General features: G+C 48.8%; 21 protein-coding genes. 4 read left to right on the forward strand and 17 right to left on the reverse strand.

The annotated features are described in order from the left end of the window. The first annotated feature begins 192 nt into the window (after positions 1–192). Complete coding sequence (locus tag R6H26_RS05305; protein ID WP_404788964.1) at positions 193–1,971, forward strand: tetratricopeptide repeat protein; 1,779 nt, start codon at positions 193–195, stop codon at positions 1,969–1,971. Between the two features lie 216 nt (positions 1,972–2,187). On the opposite strand, the gene R6H26_RS05310 is transcribed toward R6H26_RS05305, so the two are convergent. From R6H26_RS05310 to R6H26_RS05380, 15 genes are all read right to left on the reverse strand, one after another. After that, the gene (locus tag R6H26_RS05310) at positions 2,188–2,427 is read right to left on the reverse strand and encodes a DUF6737 family protein (protein WP_404788966.1); all 240 of its coding nucleotides are present in this window, start codon (positions 2,425–2,427) and stop codon (positions 2,188–2,190) included. Positions 2,428–2,430: 3 nt separating this feature from the next. Further along, on the reverse strand, positions 2,431–2,766 hold the full coding sequence (locus R6H26_RS05315; protein WP_404788968.1) for an NAD(P)H-quinone oxidoreductase subunit M: 336 nt from the start codon (positions 2,764–2,766) through the stop codon (positions 2,431–2,433). 52 nt (positions 2,767–2,818) lie between these two features. Next, the gene (locus tag R6H26_RS05320) at positions 2,819–3,628 is read right to left on the reverse strand and encodes a sulfurtransferase (protein ID WP_404788970.1); all 810 of its coding nucleotides are present in this window, start codon (positions 3,626–3,628) and stop codon (positions 2,819–2,821) included. A gap of 117 nt (positions 3,629–3,745) precedes the next feature. Then, positions 3,746–6,436, reverse strand: a complete 2,691-nt coding sequence (locus tag R6H26_RS05325) for a DEAD/DEAH box helicase family protein (RefSeq protein ID WP_404788972.1) — start codon at positions 6,434–6,436, stop codon at positions 3,746–3,748. Positions 6,437–6,454: 18 nt separating this feature from the next. Further along, positions 6,455–6,709 carry a UPF0175 family protein gene (locus tag R6H26_RS05330; RefSeq protein ID WP_404788974.1) on the reverse strand — a complete coding sequence of 85 codons (255 nt, stop codon included), beginning with the start codon at positions 6,707–6,709 and terminating at the stop codon, positions 6,455–6,457. A 27-nt stretch (positions 6,710–6,736) separates the two neighbouring features. Beyond that, positions 6,737–7,189 carry a type II toxin-antitoxin system VapC family toxin gene (locus tag R6H26_RS05335; protein WP_404788976.1) on the reverse strand — a complete coding sequence of 151 codons (453 nt, stop codon included), beginning with the start codon at positions 7,187–7,189 and terminating at the stop codon, positions 6,737–6,739. Beyond that, positions 7,186–7,497: a hypothetical protein gene (locus R6H26_RS05340; protein ID WP_404788978.1), complete on the reverse strand. Its 312-nt coding sequence runs from the start codon at positions 7,495–7,497 to the stop codon at positions 7,186–7,188. Before R6H26_RS05340 ends, R6H26_RS05335 begins: the two co-directional genes overlap by 4 nt. A 34-nt stretch (positions 7,498–7,531) precedes the next feature. Then, positions 7,532–9,142, reverse strand: a complete 1,611-nt coding sequence (locus R6H26_RS05345; protein ID WP_404788980.1) for a site-specific DNA-methyltransferase — start codon at positions 9,140–9,142, stop codon at positions 7,532–7,534. 42 nt (positions 9,143–9,184) lie between these two features. After that, a complete protein-coding gene (locus R6H26_RS05350) occupies positions 9,185–9,520 on the reverse strand; it encodes a XisI protein (protein WP_404788981.1) in 336 nt (111 codons plus the stop codon). Next, the gene (locus tag R6H26_RS05355; protein ID WP_404788983.1) at positions 9,508–9,924 is read right to left on the reverse strand and encodes an element excision factor XisH family protein; all 417 of its coding nucleotides are present in this window, start codon (positions 9,922–9,924) and stop codon (positions 9,508–9,510) included. Before R6H26_RS05355 ends, R6H26_RS05350 begins: the two co-directional genes overlap by 13 nt. 56 nt (positions 9,925–9,980) lie before the next feature. Further along, entirely contained in the window at positions 9,981–10,223 is a 243-nt protein-coding gene (locus R6H26_RS05360; RefSeq protein WP_404788985.1) for a hypothetical protein, read from the reverse strand. Positions 10,224–10,267: 44 nt separating this feature from the next. Next, positions 10,268–10,447, reverse strand: coding sequence for a hypothetical protein (locus tag R6H26_RS05365; RefSeq protein WP_404788987.1), 180 nt, complete (start codon positions 10,445–10,447; stop codon positions 10,268–10,270). Beyond that, a complete protein-coding gene (locus tag R6H26_RS05370) occupies positions 10,444–13,083 on the reverse strand; it encodes an SNF2-related protein (protein WP_404791220.1) in 2,640 nt (879 codons plus the stop codon). Before R6H26_RS05370 ends, R6H26_RS05365 begins: the two co-directional genes overlap by 4 nt. Then, a complete protein-coding gene (locus R6H26_RS05375) occupies positions 13,073–14,224 on the reverse strand; it encodes a transposase (protein WP_404783408.1) in 1,152 nt (383 codons plus the stop codon). Before R6H26_RS05375 ends, R6H26_RS05370 begins: the two co-directional genes overlap by 11 nt. Positions 14,225–14,247: 23 nt before the next feature. Then, positions 14,248–14,661, reverse strand: a complete 414-nt coding sequence (locus R6H26_RS05380) for a hypothetical protein (RefSeq protein ID WP_404788989.1) — start codon at positions 14,659–14,661, stop codon at positions 14,248–14,250. A gap of 142 nt (positions 14,662–14,803) precedes the next feature. Here R6H26_RS05380 and R6H26_RS05385 point away from each other — a divergent pair, with 142 nt between their 5' ends. Then, positions 14,804–15,466: a helix-turn-helix domain-containing protein gene (locus tag R6H26_RS05385; protein ID WP_404788991.1), complete on the forward strand. Its 663-nt coding sequence runs from the start codon at positions 14,804–14,806 to the stop codon at positions 15,464–15,466. 49 nt (positions 15,467–15,515) lie between these two features. Continuing rightward, entirely contained in the window at positions 15,516–16,118 is a 603-nt protein-coding gene (locus R6H26_RS05390) for an RES family NAD+ phosphorylase (protein WP_404788993.1), read from the forward strand. A gap of 9 nt (positions 16,119–16,127) precedes the next feature. Here R6H26_RS05390 and R6H26_RS05395 read toward each other — a convergent pair whose 3' ends face one another. Further along, positions 16,128–16,307, reverse strand: coding sequence for a hypothetical protein (locus R6H26_RS05395; RefSeq protein WP_404788995.1), 180 nt, complete (start codon positions 16,305–16,307; stop codon positions 16,128–16,130). 54 nt (positions 16,308–16,361) lie between these two features. Between R6H26_RS05395 and cobU the strand changes: the two genes are divergently transcribed. Next, the gene (gene cobU, locus R6H26_RS05400) at positions 16,362–16,928 is read left to right on the forward strand and encodes a bifunctional adenosylcobinamide kinase/adenosylcobinamide-phosphate guanylyltransferase (RefSeq protein ID WP_404788997.1); all 567 of its coding nucleotides are present in this window, start codon (positions 16,362–16,364) and stop codon (positions 16,926–16,928) included. A 6-nt stretch (positions 16,929–16,934) separates the two neighbouring features. On the opposite strand, the gene R6H26_RS05405 is transcribed toward cobU, so the two are convergent. Further along, a complete protein-coding gene (locus R6H26_RS05405; RefSeq protein WP_404788999.1) occupies positions 16,935–17,216 on the reverse strand; it encodes a LapA family protein in 282 nt (93 codons plus the stop codon). Positions 17,217–17,498: the final 282 nt, after the last annotated feature.

Below are 17,498 nucleotides of genomic sequence, written 5' to 3' on the forward strand. Positions count from 1 at the left end.
CGAGGTCCCAAAGGTTAAGGCGTATTGTGGGCCATTGCCAACGGGAAAAAGAGGGATCGAATTTACGACGAATATTGAACCAGATTTTGGAATGCCGCCAGGGTTTGCGTTCTGGAGTGGCCCACGAGAAGGTGTTTTAGTGAAGGATGGCTTCGCTATACTCAAGGCAATAGCGCTTGTAAATCGTCAGCTATGAAAAGTGTCCTCAGCCAAGATAAAGGGATTGATTTGGGTGAAGCGACAATCGCAACAATGCCCGTTGCGGTTTTGCGGATGGAGCCTGATGAACTGACGAGTACAGGGGTTCTGAGCTTCCGTGAAGGATTTGATGACCTTGACTATCTTGTTTTTGCAATGCTTTCGCTGCCTTCTGGGCGAGAGGTGACGTTGGTTCGTCATGCCAATGCACCCAATCCTGGCACTGAGGTTTGTGTTGTGCCGGAGGAGAAGGCGATCGCTAGCTCTCTCAGAGCGGTGACGCACCAAGAGTCCGCACTCGCTATCCTCGAAACAGTTAAAACATTAAACCTGACGGTAGCTGATTTATCCTGGATTCATCCAGATTACGCTGAGGCTGTGATGGATGAGCAGGGAGCGATCGACTTCGTGACTGAAACAACATATCAAAAGAGGCAGCTTGTTTCGTTTGTGAATGCATCGCAAGGGTTGACGATTGGGTTTATTGAGTCAAATTTTAAGCCTGATACAAATGCTGTTCTTGAAGCACTTCAGCAAGATCCTACCTGTCAAGAAATTCAGTTTGAGGTGTTAAATTTCCCAGATCCGCAGCTCCGGTTTTTGCGAGATTTGATCGTGAAAGCGTTGCAAAACCTTCAGGTTCCGTCAGGGAAAAAACTGGTTTTGATTATTCGAGGATTAGAGCAGTCCATCGGGATGACGGGGGACTACCCCCCCATATTGCAAGATCTCAATTTTGTGCGGGATGATTTTGTCAAAAGTATTCCCCATCCGCTGCTATTTTGTTTGCCAGATTATGCCATTACTCGGCTGGCAAGGTATGCACCTGATTTTTGGGCTTGGAAATCGGGCTTATTTCGGTTTCAGACATCGCCAAGAACTCAGGTTCATGCGTTGTCCCACACTCTTGATTCGGAGCAAATTCACGGAAGTTTAGGTTTAGCAGAAAAGCAAGAGCGAATTGATTTGCTTCAGCGCTTATTAATGGAGTATCAACCCTCTGGTCATGGGCAAACTCAAGCGAATATTAAGACTTGTCTACAGATCTTGAATGAGTTGGGTGTTCTTTATCGCAGCCAAGGAGATGTGGTTAAAGCTGAGAAAATGTTTCAAGATGCTTTAGCTCAAATCACTGATGAACCTGAGCTTTTATCCATCAAGGCTACAGTGCTCCATGAGTTGGGGGTTCTCCGCAATAATTTGGGTAAGTCTGAAGAAGCGATCGCACTTTACAAGCAATCCTTAGAGCTGCATGAACGCATCGGCGATGTCCGGGGCAAAGCCGCCACACTCCATCAGATGGCAGGAATCTATGCCGATCGAGGGGAGGTGGAACAGGCGATCGCGCTTTACCAGCAATCCTTAGAGCTAAAAAAACGCATCGGCGATGTCCAGGGCAAAGCCGCCACACTCCATCAGATGGCAGGAATCTATGCCGATCGAGGGGAGGTGGAACAGGCGATCGCGCTTTACCAGCAATCCTTAGAGCTGAAAGAACGCATCGGCAATGTCCAGGGCAAAGCCGCCACCCTGGTTATGATGGCTCAACTACTTGCAACGCAGGGAGAATTTAATCGAGCAATCAAATATACTCACGAATCGCTGGGCATCTTAACCCATCTCAAATCTCCCGATGCAGCCAACGTGCAGAGCATCCTTTTGAGTATTCTGTTGGCATCACCCCACGGCGAACAGATCCAGCAACTGCTCAGCCAGGGCGATCGCGAAGGCATACAGACCCTCATTCAACAAATCGTCCAAGCAGAACCATAACAGCAGGGGCTAAAGCGATCTGGGCGTAAAATTTGGGTACTCTATCCCTGAAATGGGTACAGCGCGATCGTTGCCCCCATGCCGCTCCTCAACCTCACCGAAGCCAGCCTCCGTCTGCAAAACCCTTTGAGAGCCAAGCGTCTTAAATATCCTAGCGAAATAACAAGTCAGGGCTTGCGCGATCGCAGGCAGTAAGAGCCTTAAGCTAAACGTTTCCTACAAGTCTGGATTCCCTGATTTCGTAGCAGCTTCAACCATTGCCGCCCGCATCAGTTTCGGCCAGAGCAACACAAAAAATCCCATCCACACGCCGATGGGGATTGCCACGAGTGCCGTCACCCATATGCGATGGAACAGAAGCCAGCTCCCGCCGATCGCGCTAGTACCCGTCAGCAGGATCGTCCAAGGTTGGCACCAGCGCGGTTTATCGCTCCAGGGATTGTAGTTTGCATTCATGGGCTACTTCTGCACCACTTGCGGCAGACCCATGCTGTAGTTATTCACGCGGCTGTTGAGGTTGTAGCCGATGGCCCCCTTTTGGAGCAGCGATCGCACGAAATGCTCCAGATCGGACCCGATGCGTCGCAGGTTGTAGTCCGTCAAATCCTCGCCGCCGGACGCTTCGACTAATTCATCGAATTTTTGATAGACCCGCTGAAGGGCATCCTCGTTCCATTCCAGTTCGTTGTCTGGATCGACATCCAAGGTGAGGACGTTCTCGCTGGGGACGAGTTGATTGTCAGAGACCTCAGCCGTAAAAATATGAATGTGGCGCGTGGTGGACTTGAGTAACATCGCCGATCTCCGCTGCGTGCAATTCCAACTGCCATTGTAAACCCTCGTTCGGTCAATCGAGCGGGTAAGAACACCAGTCGCTCCAACTGCCCGCGTAGAGCTTACCCGTTTGAATGCCAGCCGCTTCTAAAGCCAGCAAGTTGACGCAGGCCGTCACCCCAGACCCGCAATAGACGACGATCTCATCGGCAGTGGCAACTTCCGACCAGTAAGTGCGGAGATCTTGGGGCGATCGCAGCCGTCCGCCTTCATCCGTCACCTGCTGCCAAGGATAATTGACCGCTCCGGGGATATGCCCCGCCACCGGGTCGATCGGCTCCCGTTCGCCCCGGTATCGCTCGCCCTCCCTGGAATCCACGAGTTTGACATTGGGCTGATTCTGGCGCTGCCGGACGCCCATTCTATCCACCACCCATTCCGGTTTCAGCTTGGGTACGAATTGCCCGCTCCGCTCCGCCGGGATTTCCGAGGTCACGGGCAATCCAGCCGCGCGATAAGCCGCAAACCCGCCATCGAGCACTGCTGCGCGATCGTGCCCCATGTATCTCAACAGCCACCAGAGCCGCGCGGCAAAGGCAAATCGACTGTCATCGTAAGCGACCACCTTTGTGGCAGCGGTAATGCCCATCTGCGAAAGTTTCGCTGCCAGCGTCGCAACATGAGGTAAAGGATGCCGACCCCCGTGCGCCTGCACCGGACTGGAAAGGTCTTGGTTGAGGTCTAGATAGTAAGCGCCTGGAATGTGGCCTTGAAGATATTGCTGGTGGCCTAATTGCGGGTCGGCTAACGAGAAGCGACAGTCTACAACGACAAGGAGTTCTGATGTCGCACGAGTAGCGAACCAATTGGGTGAAACAAGCATAAAAAAGGCTTACAGGGTTAGGGTTATCGATCGAATTGCTCGATAATGGGAAGGCGATCGCAAAGCCGAGCATCTTTTTAACCTGTTCAAACGGAGCAGCGATCGGAGTAAAAATCTCTACTTTGGCGACTCGAACAGCTTTAGAAAACCCTCAATGGTTATATTTTCGGCGATCGCATCATGGGGAATCAGCACATAGCGCCAGGGCTTTCCGCCATGCTGCTGCATGTAGTCTGAGGCTTGTTGGCACCAGCGCACTGCCACTTCTTTTTTTGCCAGGACTTCAGGATCATTCATCTGGCTTCTCATTTTGGGTTCGAGCATGTAGATGGCATCCTCCATCTCTGCGACGAAGTCGGGCTGATACTCTGGGTGTTCGCCGTTCCAACGATAGAAGATCTGGAACTGCCCTTTGGCGGGACGGAACCATTTCAGAGCCTCCCGCTCTAGAATGATGGCCAGCATTCGTTCAGTATTGGACTGAAACTTTTGGACGGGGTAAAGACATTTAGAAAATCCGCCGAAGAGATACCGAGCCATGTTGCTCTTATCCGTTGGTGCATAGCGAAAATCGCGGGGTGGTTCATTGGCGGTAGTGGTATAGGCGCTGGGCTTAAGGTCGGTGAAGCCTCGGCTAATATTGACTTCATAATCAACAGGTTCTTCCCAAAAGTGCTTCAGCATCTGGGAGTGGATGAAGCGGGCAATGTCTCGCTGATAAAGTCGGAGTACCTTTCGGGTGTCTGCTTCAGACAGGTAGCCCAAGAAGTGATTTATGACCTGTCCGGCTAGATCGTAAAGCAGGTCGGCGTGTTCGTCGTAAGCAATGTCGTCAAAGTCGATGAGGCTGCTTACGATATAGTCTTCTAGACGGACTTCATCAATTCCGCCTTCGCCCAGTCCCAACACTTCGCGCTCATGGGTTCTGAGGTGCTGAATCCAGAGTTCATCGGCTGGGGCCTGGTAATTGAGTCTCGATAGTTCTAGGGTGAACGACCGAAACCCGGTTTTAACTTCGCCTTTCGGCACGACTAAAATACGGGGGATGTCGATGGTTTGCTGCACGACCAGTTCTGCCGTCTTCGCCACAATCTCGGCTATATTCGGCTGCTCTTTGATGCCTTCTAGCTCTAGTTGAGGCAATCGATATTCTGCTTCTACAGCTTCTTTAACTTTGGCCTGTACGGCTGGGGTTAGCAAAGCGGCTGAGGTGGGTACGGTATCTGGCTGATTTTCTAGCTGACGGATGACTTGATAGGTAATTTGAGCGATTTTCTGTTCTTGTGGCGTAGTAAAGATCGGCGGAGATGCTTTGGTCTGGCTTGTTATGTTGGTTGGCGCAGTGTTTTGCGGGGACTGAAGTCCTAGCTGATTTGCCAATTGAGATTGGGAGACAACCGTGACGTTTTTCTGCTCTATGGTTTTGGGGTCGAGGATGACCTGCTGGAGGCGAATTTGGGAGTCAGGGCGGTTGGCTTCGTCGATGATGTCTTGGAATTTATCGTGGGCAATGATGTTGAGGCGATCGACGGTCATCACACCTGTTCGTTTGCCGTAGGGTAAGCGCAGTCCTCGACCAATGGACTGCTCGATCAAAATACGGGCGTTGGCGGCGCGGAGGGGGACGATGGTGTAGAGGTTGGTTACGTCCCAGCCTTCTTTAAGCATGTTGACGTGAACCACAATTTCGGTGGATTCATCGGTGTGTTCCACTTTGAGGAGGCGATCGATCATTTCGTCTTCTTTAGTGCCTGTTGTGCTGGAATCGACTTGGATGACTTTATCGGTGTAGCGGCCTTCAAAGAATTTTTCGGACTGAATCAGCGCAACTAATTGGGCGGCGTGGGTGGTGTCACGGGCAATGACGAGGACGAAGGGTTTGACGATGGGGTTGTTGGTTTCGCGGGCGTAGGTTTCGAGTTCGACTTTGATGCTTTCGTGGAGGCGCACCCCGTCTTCGAGTTTGAGACGTTCGATTTCTTCGGCGGACATGCCAGCGGGGTTAAAGTCTTTGCGGGTGACGACGGCGGGTTCTTTGACAAAGCCGTCTGCCATTGCCCGTCCGAGGGGATAGTCATAGATAACGTTTTTGAACTGAATTGCGCCTTTGCTGGTTTCTACAAAAGGAGTGGCGGTTAATTCTAGTCCTAGGACAGGTTTGAGGTCGTTGATGGCGCGAATCCCGGCAGAGGCGCGGTAGCGGTGGGATTCGTCCATGAGGATGACCAGGTCATCCAGGTTGGCTAAATAATCAAAATAGCTTTCGCCGATGTACTCGGAGAGGCGTTTGATGCGGGGGCTTCTGCCACCTCGGACTTCGGAGTTGATTTTGGAGATGTTGAAGATGTTGATTTTGCAGCGGATAAAGTCTGTGATGATGGCGGCTTTTTCGTAGTTGTCGCCTGTGATGATTTCGGGGGCATCGGTAGCAAATTCTGAGATACCTTTGAAGACGTATTTGGGGGTGTTGGGGGTGAAGTCTGCAATCAGTTTGTTGTAGATGGTGAGGTTGGGGGCGAGGACAAAGAAATTTTTGACGCCGTGGGCAAGATGCAAGTAGGTGATGAATGCGCCCATGAGTCGAGTTTTGCCCACGCCTGTTGCTAGGGAAAAGCAGAGGGAAGGGAATTCGCGCTCAAAGTCGGTGACGGTGGGGTATTCACTTTGGATGGTGGCTAATGCGGTGTCTCTATTGCTGTTTGGCTTGGGTGGCAAGATTTCGCAAATGCGATCGAGGATTTCGAGGGAGTCCCGTTGGGGTTGGCGCAGGCTGAGGCGAGCGGAGATGGCATTAACATGGCAATTCATAGACATTATTCTCTAGGTTCAATCAGCAGAACTGAGTTCTCTGATAAGGTCGGCTTCGGTGTACTGCAATACAGAGGCTCGGTAGCGGGAAAGCGCCTGAATGAATTCAGCACGGGTCAATCCGGCGATTTCAGCAGCTTTGCCTTGGGAGATTTGCTCTAGCTCATACCATTTGACAGCAGCAGCGAGCCGCATTTCTTGACCGAATTCGTCAGGGGTTTTGCGTAGGGAGGAAAAGGCAGTGTCGGGTAGGTGAATGGTGATGCTGGTCATGTATCTTTCCTGGAAACAAACTTAGGGTTAGGAGACATCTGGCACCTGAAAATCCGTAAACAGTCGCACGTCAAAATGACTGTCGGCTAACGAGTTGACTAAGCGCTTGTCTAGGGTTAGCAAGGGTGCCTCAACTTGCTGTGATAGTGCGACATAGCAAGCGTCATAGGCAGAAATGCCATATTTCAAGGCGATTTCAGTCGCCTCCGTCATTAATCTCCGTGTTGGAATAACCTGAAGCCCTAAAATCTTCAAGTCAATTAAATCGGCCTTAGCTTGTTCTGCCGTATAGAGGTTGGCACGGACATACTTACAAAAGACGCTGGCACACTCGATATAAAACAGATCGGGTACGAAAAACCTGGTTGCGGAATTATTAAGGTGATCAAACAGTTGATTTACTTTTGGTGTTAATGGGTCGTCAATAAACTGCTTGATGCAAATGTTGGCATCTAAAACATAACGGAGTGAAACGGTCATCGGTCACGATCCTCTCGGATTAGATCTGTGCTGTCCGGCAGACTAAATTCAAGCGGGTTGACTCTAGGACGGTTTCGGATTCTGGTCAATGCTTCTGCTGAGAGAACTGCGGCTAGTTCATTTTGGATATCTGGATCTTTAGCCATCTCGTTCAGATCAGCCACTTGATCCTGATGATTAGTGGGCAAGTTTGCTATCGGCAAAACAATAAAAATATCTACTTCTTGTCCTTCAGAACCGGATGGAAGCTGAACTTCTATACGATTTCCTGGCAATACCTTGGCTGTGATGTGTAATGCAGATTGCATAGGTCAAACTCCGTAAATTAAGAGATCAAAAGATTTATAGGTTTAGCTCCATCTGTCCAGGTTTGACTGGGGCTTTGGGCAAGTTCTCGACTTTGAGGCTGTAGTCGTCGTGACCCCACTCGCAGCGGGAGAGCACCTGTTTGGGGATTTTTTTGACGGTGAGGTTGGGGAATTTGTCAGCTTTACCCCGAAAGGCCATGCAGAGCACTAGCAGGGTACGGTCTGTGCCCACTTCATCGGAGAGTTGGGCGAGCTGGTCGTGGCTGAGGTTTTGGGTGGTGATGTAGATGAAGTCGCGTTCGGTGGAGTAGCCTTGCTGCCAGTAGAAGGTATCGGACGGGGCGTAGGTGAAGCCTTCGAGTTTGCAGAGGGCTTCGGCGAGCATGGCGGGGTTGTAGGTTTTGTTGATGACCCAGTTGCCCCATTTGTCTTGCTCTAGCAGGGAGGGGGCGAGGCGATAGTAGCGGAAGCCGCCGCCGCCTTGCCAGTTGACGGTTTGGGTGATGCCGCCGTTGTCTTCACCGTTGATGACTTTTTGCAGGCGGGGAATGATGTGGGTGTGGCAGTGTTCGCCGAGTTCGATCGCGATCCAGCGGCGACCCATTTTGTGGGCGACTGCGCCTGTGGTGCCGGAACCTGCGAAGGAATCGAGAATGAGATCGCCAGGATTAGTTGCGATTTCTACAATCCGCTTCATAAGGTTTTCTGGTTTTGGGGTTCCAAAAACATCATCACCAAACAAAGCAACAATCTCTTTCTTTGCATCTTGCGTATGACCTACTTCTGAATAATCCCAATATGTTTGTGGTACTCTACCTTGCTTAACTTCTGAAAGAAATCGTTTTGGAGCAGGTATATTATTCCCATCCTTCCCCCACCAAATACGATTATCTCGGTCTAATTGAAAAAACTTTTCCTTTGATATAGACCAATAATGCCCTTTTGGTGGTCCTTCAATAACACGTCCACTTGGAGTAGTTATAGAATAAATTCCTAAACTATAAGGATTCCTAGCTGATAAATTATCAGGACGCCAAAGACCTCGTGGATCATTGTCTGGATTTTTATAAATTTCATCTTGTTTCTCACTTCTTGGCATTGGATTAGGAGTCCAATGCTCTGCATTTTTCGCAAGTATCAAAATGTAGTCATGATCAACAGAGAAATGTCGAGCACTAGACTTGGGGGCATAATTTTTTCTCCAGATAACTGATGCAATAAAATTGGCACGTCCAAAGATCTCATCACACATGATCTTTAGATAGTGGACTTCATTATCATCAATCGTTATCCAAAGCGAGCCATCATCTGATAAAAGCTTGCGAATAATTTCTAGGCGATCGCGCATCATCGACAGCCAAATCGAATGTTCTAACCCATCGTCATAATGAGTAAATGCACTGCCCGTATTGTAAGGCGGGTCAATAAACACACACTTTACCTTGCCTGCAAACTCCGCCTCCAATGCCTTCAGCGCCAGCAAATTATCGCCAAAAATCAGCCGATTGTCGAAGCAGTCATTCTCCGTTACTCGATGGGCAGCATGGTAAGACTTTTCGGGGTCTTCCAGCAAAATGCGCGGCTCCAGCTTAGGCCGATGCTCTTTGCCAATCCAGGTTAATTCAAGTTTTTGTTTCGCAGTCATTCAAGAAAACACTAGCGTATTAAAATAAATTGAGAATAAAAATTAGGCCACTGCAAACCCAGTATAGGGACGAATGGATGGCTCATGAAATCCCAGCACAATATCCTCTTTAGGAATGCCAGACTGAATCAATTCTTGGGCGACACCATCTTCTGTTCCATCCATCTGAATCCAGACTTTGCTATTCATAATTTCAACATGAATTAAAACACCATGTAGGTGCTGAGTATTTTCCCATCCTTCCGAAAGAATAATGTACTGATCTGTTTCGGCATCAAAGGCAGCGCGATTTTTAACCTGAACATTTGCATAGCTGATATCTGCGTAAGGTTTCAGTACAGTGCGAATAATTTGACGATATCTGTCTAGCCGATCCATTTTGCGATCACCTCAGTTTCGGGATTAAAGGCTAAAAGTTTAAGAACTTTATTCTCTAAAAGAATTTGACCAACCTCTTGCTCAAACAACTTATGAAAAACTGCCTCTCGAATTGCCAAATATAGAATGCGATCAGGTTCTATTTTCTGTAGAACATTTTGATAGAGAATATATTGACCTAAAGCATTTTCTAAATCTTGAATTTCCGAAGGACTGACAAAACTTTTGATTTCAACAGCAATTTTTACAGAATCTTTCTCAGCTGTGATTAATTTTTCTGCTCCGAGGTCAACAAACAGATCTTTTTTGCCAATCTTTAAGCTATAGGGATCGTGGCTGATCTGCCACCCATCTCTAATGAGGGCTACTTTCACACAGTCATGAAAAAGATCTTTTGCTGGCATAAGATAAATCTATTTCAACGCTCTTGGAATCATTTTTATATCCAGTAAATAAGGGATTATACGCGACGATCGTCATAAATACTTCCACGATGCAACGCTTCGGCAGGTAAACTAATATCGCTTTTTGGGAAGCAATCAACCCATTGGCGAAACTGTTCAGCTTTTTCTATTGGTGCTAAATCATTAGGAGACCCTTCCTCGGACTGTCTTGCATGAAGTTGGGATTCAAAAAGTTTTTGGTTTTCAGGTGAGAGGTTTAGAACCACTTCTACCAATGAGCTAACAAGTTGTTTATTCATGGCGTTGTAGGCAATCAAGCTTAAATGATTTCATTATCTCAGTTTTACGAAAATTCTTTAATCCGTTGCTGAACTCGATCAATTGCCGCAGCACTTAAAGCGTCTTCCGGCGCGACGGATTCCCTTTCAGCCAAAATAGACTTGACTTCATCACTAGAGCCTTGCTTTAACGCCTGTAATAACATAGCAAAGTCCTTCTGTTGTTGAGTTTCATCAGGGGTCATGAAAGGCTCCATCGAATTGTAAAAAGACCTTTGAGTTCGCTTTTCTGCTCAAGTTTCCCTTCAATGAGGGCAATTAGCTCATCCCGCTGACGATCCACTTCGTCTTGGGCTTCAAATAAAGACCGACGTTTCTGGTTTCGCTGCTTTTCTAGTTCCTTCACCTGCTTTTGCCCCTCAAGCTTCGCCTCCAGCGTTAGGGCAGCAGTCGCCGCCCGTTTAGCCTCTTTAATCTGACGGTCAAACTCCTTAATATCCCGCTCCAAAACCACCTTCCGGTCATCCGCCCAGCCATCCAGCTTTTTGGCCTCCATCTCAAAAAAATTAGCATTATGCTCAGCAATCTCTTGCTGAATCGCTCTGATGCGTTGCTGTGTGATTACGTCCAAAGAAGAGAGGGAGATCGCCTCAGTCAAATTCCTGATCTGACCTGGAATGAGCAAAAGCTTTTTTGCTCTATCTTCGTCTAAAATCTGGCCATCATCAGTAACCGCAGAAAAAATTATGCGATCTTCAGTGTGATCTAACGCTTCAACCGTCAATACCGATAGACTCAAATACCCACTCTGTCCCAGCATTGGCTCCAGAACAAAAATTCTGCTGCCATAGGCCGCATAGTCAAAATGAATGGCACCAGCAGGTAACGCACGATTCTTCGCCCGCTCAATCAACGCCTTTGCCAACGGATGACCACTGCGATAGGTGTGGGCAGCCTCTGAGCGACGCGGCAACTCGTATAGCCCTAGGGGAGCTTCATCCTCTCCTAAATCGTTCGGTACCCGATCCAACCGAAACGAGTAATCCTCCAGAAACACTGCATCCTGATTTAATTCATACCGAGTCAGCCGCATCAAAAATCGCTCAAACTCATCCAGTAGCGCCTTAGATTTTTCTCCGCTCACCCTCAACTTGCCCCGAACATCCTCATCGAAATTTTCTAGAAGTTTGCGCCGCGTTTGAGTCATAGACTCATTGATCTCAAGGCTCAAATCCTGCTGAAGCTGATTAAACGCCTTCTCAATTTCATCGGGCTTTCGACATTGTTGATAGATCGCAGCAATTCGCTTTTCAAAATCTACCCCAGACTCGATCGCCCCCAGTACCTCATCGCTCGTACCAAACACACCCTCAAAAAGCTGGAACTTTTGGTCTAATAGCTCAAAGACACGGCGATCAGCCGCATTTTCTTGGTTCAGAAAATTGACCACCACTACATCATGTTTTTGCCCGTAGCGATGGCAGCGCCCAATCCGCTGCTCAATGCGCTGCGGATTCCAAGGCAAGTCATAGTTAACAATCAGCGAGCAAAACTGAAGATTAATGCCTTCAGAAGCCGCCTCTGTCGCAATCATGATGGTTCCTTGCTTCTGGAAATAATCCACCAAAGCAGACCGCATATCCGCCGTCTTTGAACCAGTGATGCGATCTGTCCCTTCATTCTGCTTTAGCCAATTTGCATAAATTTCCTTAGACTGAGCATCATTATTTGAGCCGTTAAACAATAAAAGCCCTGCACCCCAGGGGCTGTCTTTCAGCAATCGCAGCAAATAGTTCTGAGTGCGGCAAGATTCAGTAAAGACAATCGCTTTTTCGGCACCGCCATAGTTCGCCGTTTCTGCAAACGCCCGCTTAAAGGCTTTTAGCAATGCTGTACCCTTCGCATTATGCTCAATCGAAGTGGCTCGTTCCACAAAATCATCTAGCTCCGCCACTTCACTTTGAATTGCAGCCCGTTCCAACTCAGAGATGGGTGATTCAAACTCCTCTTCTTCCCATTCTTCAGCCGTCTCTTCTAACCCCTCGTAGTCTTCGTCTAGCTCATCCAATAAAGGTCGCAGATTCTCTTGCTGATTCAATTTAGCTTTGAGCCGTTTGGATAACGCGGTTAGCGTTCCGGCGATCGCAAAGGTCGAAGAGGCCAACAGCTTCCGCATTACTAACGTCGTCAGCGCTCGCTGACTTGCAGGCAAAGCCTGTAAATTATCGCGAGAGAGGTACTCAGATACCAGATCATAAAGCTGCTCTTCTTCTTGCGTGGGCGTAAACTTTTCCAGAATGGCGTGGCGCTGTGTAAATGGAACATAGGCCATCACGTCTCGACGTAACGTGCGATGGCAAATCGGCTTTAGCCTCGCCTTTAGCATTTCAGCCGCATAGGGCTGATTTAGATTAGAAAACTGTTCTCGAAAACTTTTTAAATTTCCAAATGCCTTGTCGTCAATGAAGCTCACCAGCCCAAATAGCTCTAGCAGCGAATTTTGCAGCGGTGTTGCCGTAAGCAGTAGCTTGTGTCGCCCTTGGAGCGATCGCCTCAACGTCTTTGCAATTACATTGGAGGTCTTATATACATTCCGCAGACGATGGGCTTCATCAATCACCACTAAATCCCAGGCTACACGCTCAACATCCTCGGATTTATTGCGCGCAAACTGATAAGAGCAAATTACTATAGTATCTTTTGACTCAAACGGGCGATCGTCTCCCCCTTTGATTGCTGCGTTATAGGACTTTGTTTCTAAAATTGAACAGGGCACAAAAAATTTTTCAGTCATCTCCTGATGCCATTGCTTTCGAAGGTTTGAAGGCGTGATGCTTAGTGGTGCAGAAAACTCAAAGGAGCTGAAAGCTTTAGAAGACAGTCACCTTGGCAAACTCAATGCGAGTGTTCATCGCATCTCGCTTCTTGAGAGAGGCATAAGCAGGTGGTGGATTACATCGTGGCAAATATCTCAAGGGTGGCAGCGGTAATCTTTGATAGCACAACTGATTAATCCGTCTTAGCCCGATTTGCAGAAAACTCAATCCCCTGTGAGCATGCCAATCAATGGACTTTAGTGCGCCTTGAGCGATCGTTTCAATGGCAACGCAAATGGCAATAATGGTCGCAGCCGCCAGTAACATCAGCAGTCGGCTTAAAGCATGGGCATCTCTGAGTTTAGAACGAGGCAGTTCAAAGGCGGCAGACTTGTAATCCTTGAAATGGGGTTCAATGCCACCAAAACGTTGACCATATAGCGCGAAGGTTTGCACAGAAGGCGATTTATCTGTAATCACAGCCCAAGCCTCCTGGGCGATGGATAATCGAGCGGTCGCCAAATGACAGTGGATATCTTCAAGAATCGTGACATCAGAAAATAGAAAAGCTTGTTCAGGCTCTGGCAGCAGGTCAGCAACCGACTCGGTTTGAGCATTAGACAACGTGACCCTCAAATCGGATTTAGCGCGAATTGCCCAAGACCATTGATGGCTCCGTAGCCAACGAATTAACTCACCATGCTCAAAGCCTCGGTCAGCCAATAGTGTGATTTGACAATCAGCGGGTAAGACCGTCTCAGCCACATCCAGCACTGAGCAATAGTCCGCAAAAGCGACCGTAGCACTGCCATGCTTGAGCACCTTTTGAGCCAAAGGAAAAGAGCGCCCTCCCCAGGTCAGACAGACCTCTATCAGGCAATACTCATCCCACAGCATGCTTGTATCCAGGGTCAATGTCGTCGCCATGCCCGCCCACGCTTGAAGAAATTGAAGCAGTAATGGAACATAGAATGTTTCTGAGGTGATCTTGGGATTATGAACGAAGTAGCTCAGTCGTTCCATGTGAGAGCGGGCTTTACAACGACGATGACTCAAATAAGTCAGCCAATGGCTTAAGCTGCCACTTTGGGCTTGGAGGATTGCAGCGATGTTTTCAGCAAACACAGTAAGGTGACGTTTATCTTTGGGTGTGACCCATTGACTCAGTTGAGTTTGCAGTTGACGATAGAGTTGAGGGGTTGACATAGGATTGCTCTGAGTTTGGGAACTTAAGCATCACATTGAATGCCCCTCTCTGTCACCTTTGACAGATTTGAATATTGCCTGCTGGTAAGGTCTTCATGACTTTTCTGCACCATCAAGGGCGTGATGACTAAAATTCGACGTTTGCGCTCAGCCCATTTCTGAGAAATAACTAGTCCTGCCTCAATTGTTTTACCTAGGCCCACCTCATCTGCTAGTAAAGCCCCTCGAGACAGCGGAGAACTAAAGGCAAACAGTGCCGCATCAACCTGATGGGGATTCAAATCGACCTTTGCTCCGGCAACAGTACCCGCCAACTTCTCTAAGCTGTCGGATGGGCAACGTTTGGTGAGCTCATAAGCAAAATATTTAGATTGATAGTCTGTCAGATTCATGAATGGGTCAGCACCAACCATTAAGGAAAATTTAAAAACTGACAAACGTTGCCTTTCCTCAAATCAGTTTAATTGAATTCCAGCTTTCAAAGTTTTATAAACTCGCACAAATTGATTTGCCCTGCGGCAGAAGTTGACGCAGTCAATCCATGGCATAGAATGGAATTGGTCAACCTAAGCCACCAAAATGTCCCTAACGCTCAAAGAAAAGAAAGCAGCCCTTTACAGTGCCATGGAGCGAATGCCCTCAGCTTCCGCTAACCTGCTGATGCCCGTAATGGCTGAAGTGATTGAAAAAGAAGGGAATGCTGCCGTTTTCCTCTCCCGTGCCATCCGAGCGCTGGTGGATCTCGTCGAGCAGGCCAATTTACAAGAGGCGATCGCCGCTTCATCAGACTACGACTTACTCTTAAACCTATTGCAGCAGTCAGAAGTGCTTCCCCTCCTTGCTGCACAGGATCCGCTCGCCAAAGCAAAAATTCGAGGGTTATTGGCAAAGCCTGAGCTTTTAAATGCAGAAGGCGGCTGTCTCTCCTCCGATGAAACCGCAAAACTCTTGGGTATTAGCCGAGAAGCCGTCAACAAGCGACGGCAACAGGGAAAACTGATTGGCCTTCCCGCAGGTAGAGCCTACCGCTATCCCGTGTGGCAGTTTCAGGGAAGTCAAGCCCTTAAAGGAATTGAGGCAGTTCTCAAAAGCTTGAACGTACAAGATCCTTGGATGCAAACAGCTTGGATGCTCAATTCTAATGCAAGGCTGGGACAGCGCCCTCTAGATGCATTGCGTTCTGGACAAATTGAGCCAGTCGAGCGGGCGGCTTTACTTTACGGGGAACAGGGGGCAAGCTAACACGACCCCTGTCAAAGTGCGACTATGTGTCCTGTAAAAACGCGTCGCAATGGCTTCTGCTAAAAATCCAGCGCCACATCCTGAGCCGCCCAAACATCTTTCAACGCAAAACTTGCCGCTGATCCAGCTTCAGCAATCTTGGTTCCGAATTCATCAAAGTCGCTATGAACCGCTTCATTTTGGCAATTCGGGATATCGGTTTGATGCGTCAGGACAGGAGTATCGCATTTTATACATTGCCCAATACGAACAAGGCGCGTTTATTGAGACCTTTGGCACTTACACAGGCATTCGGATTATTTCAAATGATGAGTTGTCTTTGCGGAGCATAAGCTGTCTCCAACATTCTTGCCCGCTTAATTTGGTCGATTTAACTGGGCCAGGGCTTGCCAAGATTGGAGCTGATAGCAGACTCTGTGACAGCGACCATCCACTAGCACAGCGGTGGGCTTTAGCCTTTTGGCAACACCCCATGCAGGTAGACGGAATTTACTATCGGGCACGTCACGACCCATCTCAATACTGCGCCGCTATTTTTGACCGCGCAGCGGAGGGTTGGCACGTCACTCAAACCCTTCGCTGTGCCAGTCAAGACTTTAGAGGGATCTTGGCCAATATTCTCGATCGCTATGAGTTTGGATTAATCGAGTAAATCCCTTCGCTATACTGGCATCATGCCTTTGCGGAATACGATCGCATGGTGCAGCAACTTACGCTGCCAGCCCCCACCGATATTTGCTATCCCGAACGCGACGGACAACTTCACACCCAAAAGCGCTAGCGGGCAGACGAGGCGATCGCCCAGCTTAGTCTCAAGCGAGAACGGGTTGCGCTCCTGCAAGCCAAGCTCAAAGAGATGGGTGCAAATTTCGACCCCTTCTAGGCAAGCGTTTAGATGACAAATCCCTCGGTATTACGGCAAGAAGTAGGCCGTCTGAGTTTAGTGACTGGGCCATCCCGTTCCGGTAAAAGCGACTGGGCAGAAGCGCTAGCAACCCAATCCGGGCAGCCCGTACTGTATATTGCAACCTCAATCAATAGCCCCGACGATCTGGAATGGCAGGCCCGTATTCAACGCCATCGCGATCGCAGGCCCGCTCACTGGACGCTATGGGAAGTTCCCCATACCCTTGCAGATGCCATCGCCCAGGCACCAGAGCGGCACTGCATTTTGATCGATTCTCTCGGGACCTGGTTGGCCAACCAGATAGACCAACCGACCGCACAGTGGCAGAAAACCGAAGCCGAACTTCTCGCAACGCTTCAGCGCAGCGCTCAACCGATTATTCTGGTCGCTGAAGAAGTGGGCTGGGGTGTCGTGCCTGCCTACCCAGTTGGGAGGCTATTTCGCGATCGCCTTGGCACGCTATCGCGACGCATCGGTGTCATAGCAGATCGGGTTTACCTGGTTGCGGCAGGGTATGCGTTGGACCTCAAAACCCTGGGTCATCCCGTGCCCTAGGAACGGTTAGGTATCCCAATCGTCGCTGCTGTCTTTATTAAAACCTGAAGAATCTGCAAAGGCTGCTTCGTCTAGATCGTCGTAAACCACGCCAAGCCGCCATATTGCGGGAAAGATAACAGAGAGGATCGTACCGAGGGCAAAACCAATGCTAAGCACCAAGCCCAAAGGCAAGTCAATCGATCGCCAAGCTAAAAAACGAATCGAGATCGGTGCGGCATTTTGTACGGATATCAGTGCGGTACCCACTGCGATCGCTCCGATCGTTAGAAACGCTACTCCCTTCATGTTCTTTATCAAGTCCTTACTGTTTTTAATGCCCAAAACAACGCGCTCAAGCTTCTAAGCGCTCAAGCTTCTACCCCCTTAACCTCATTCTTCCCCTTCTTCGCACAACATTTGCGGCAGTACATATGACGATACAAAACTCTCAAACTTTAGGCTGAATCTTTTTAGGCATCGGGAATCTAGCCAATGAGGCGATCTATGATTGGCAAATGCACTCTATAATTCAGCAGAACTGCGGTACTCCCGTTCCTGCGAATGGGTTGCAGCCCACCGACTTCATTC

It is taken from the genome of Altericista sp. CCNU0014 (assembly GCF_044923475.1).
Classification (GTDB): domain Bacteria; phylum Cyanobacteriota; class Cyanobacteriia; order Thermosynechococcales; family Thermosynechococcaceae; genus JAAURS01.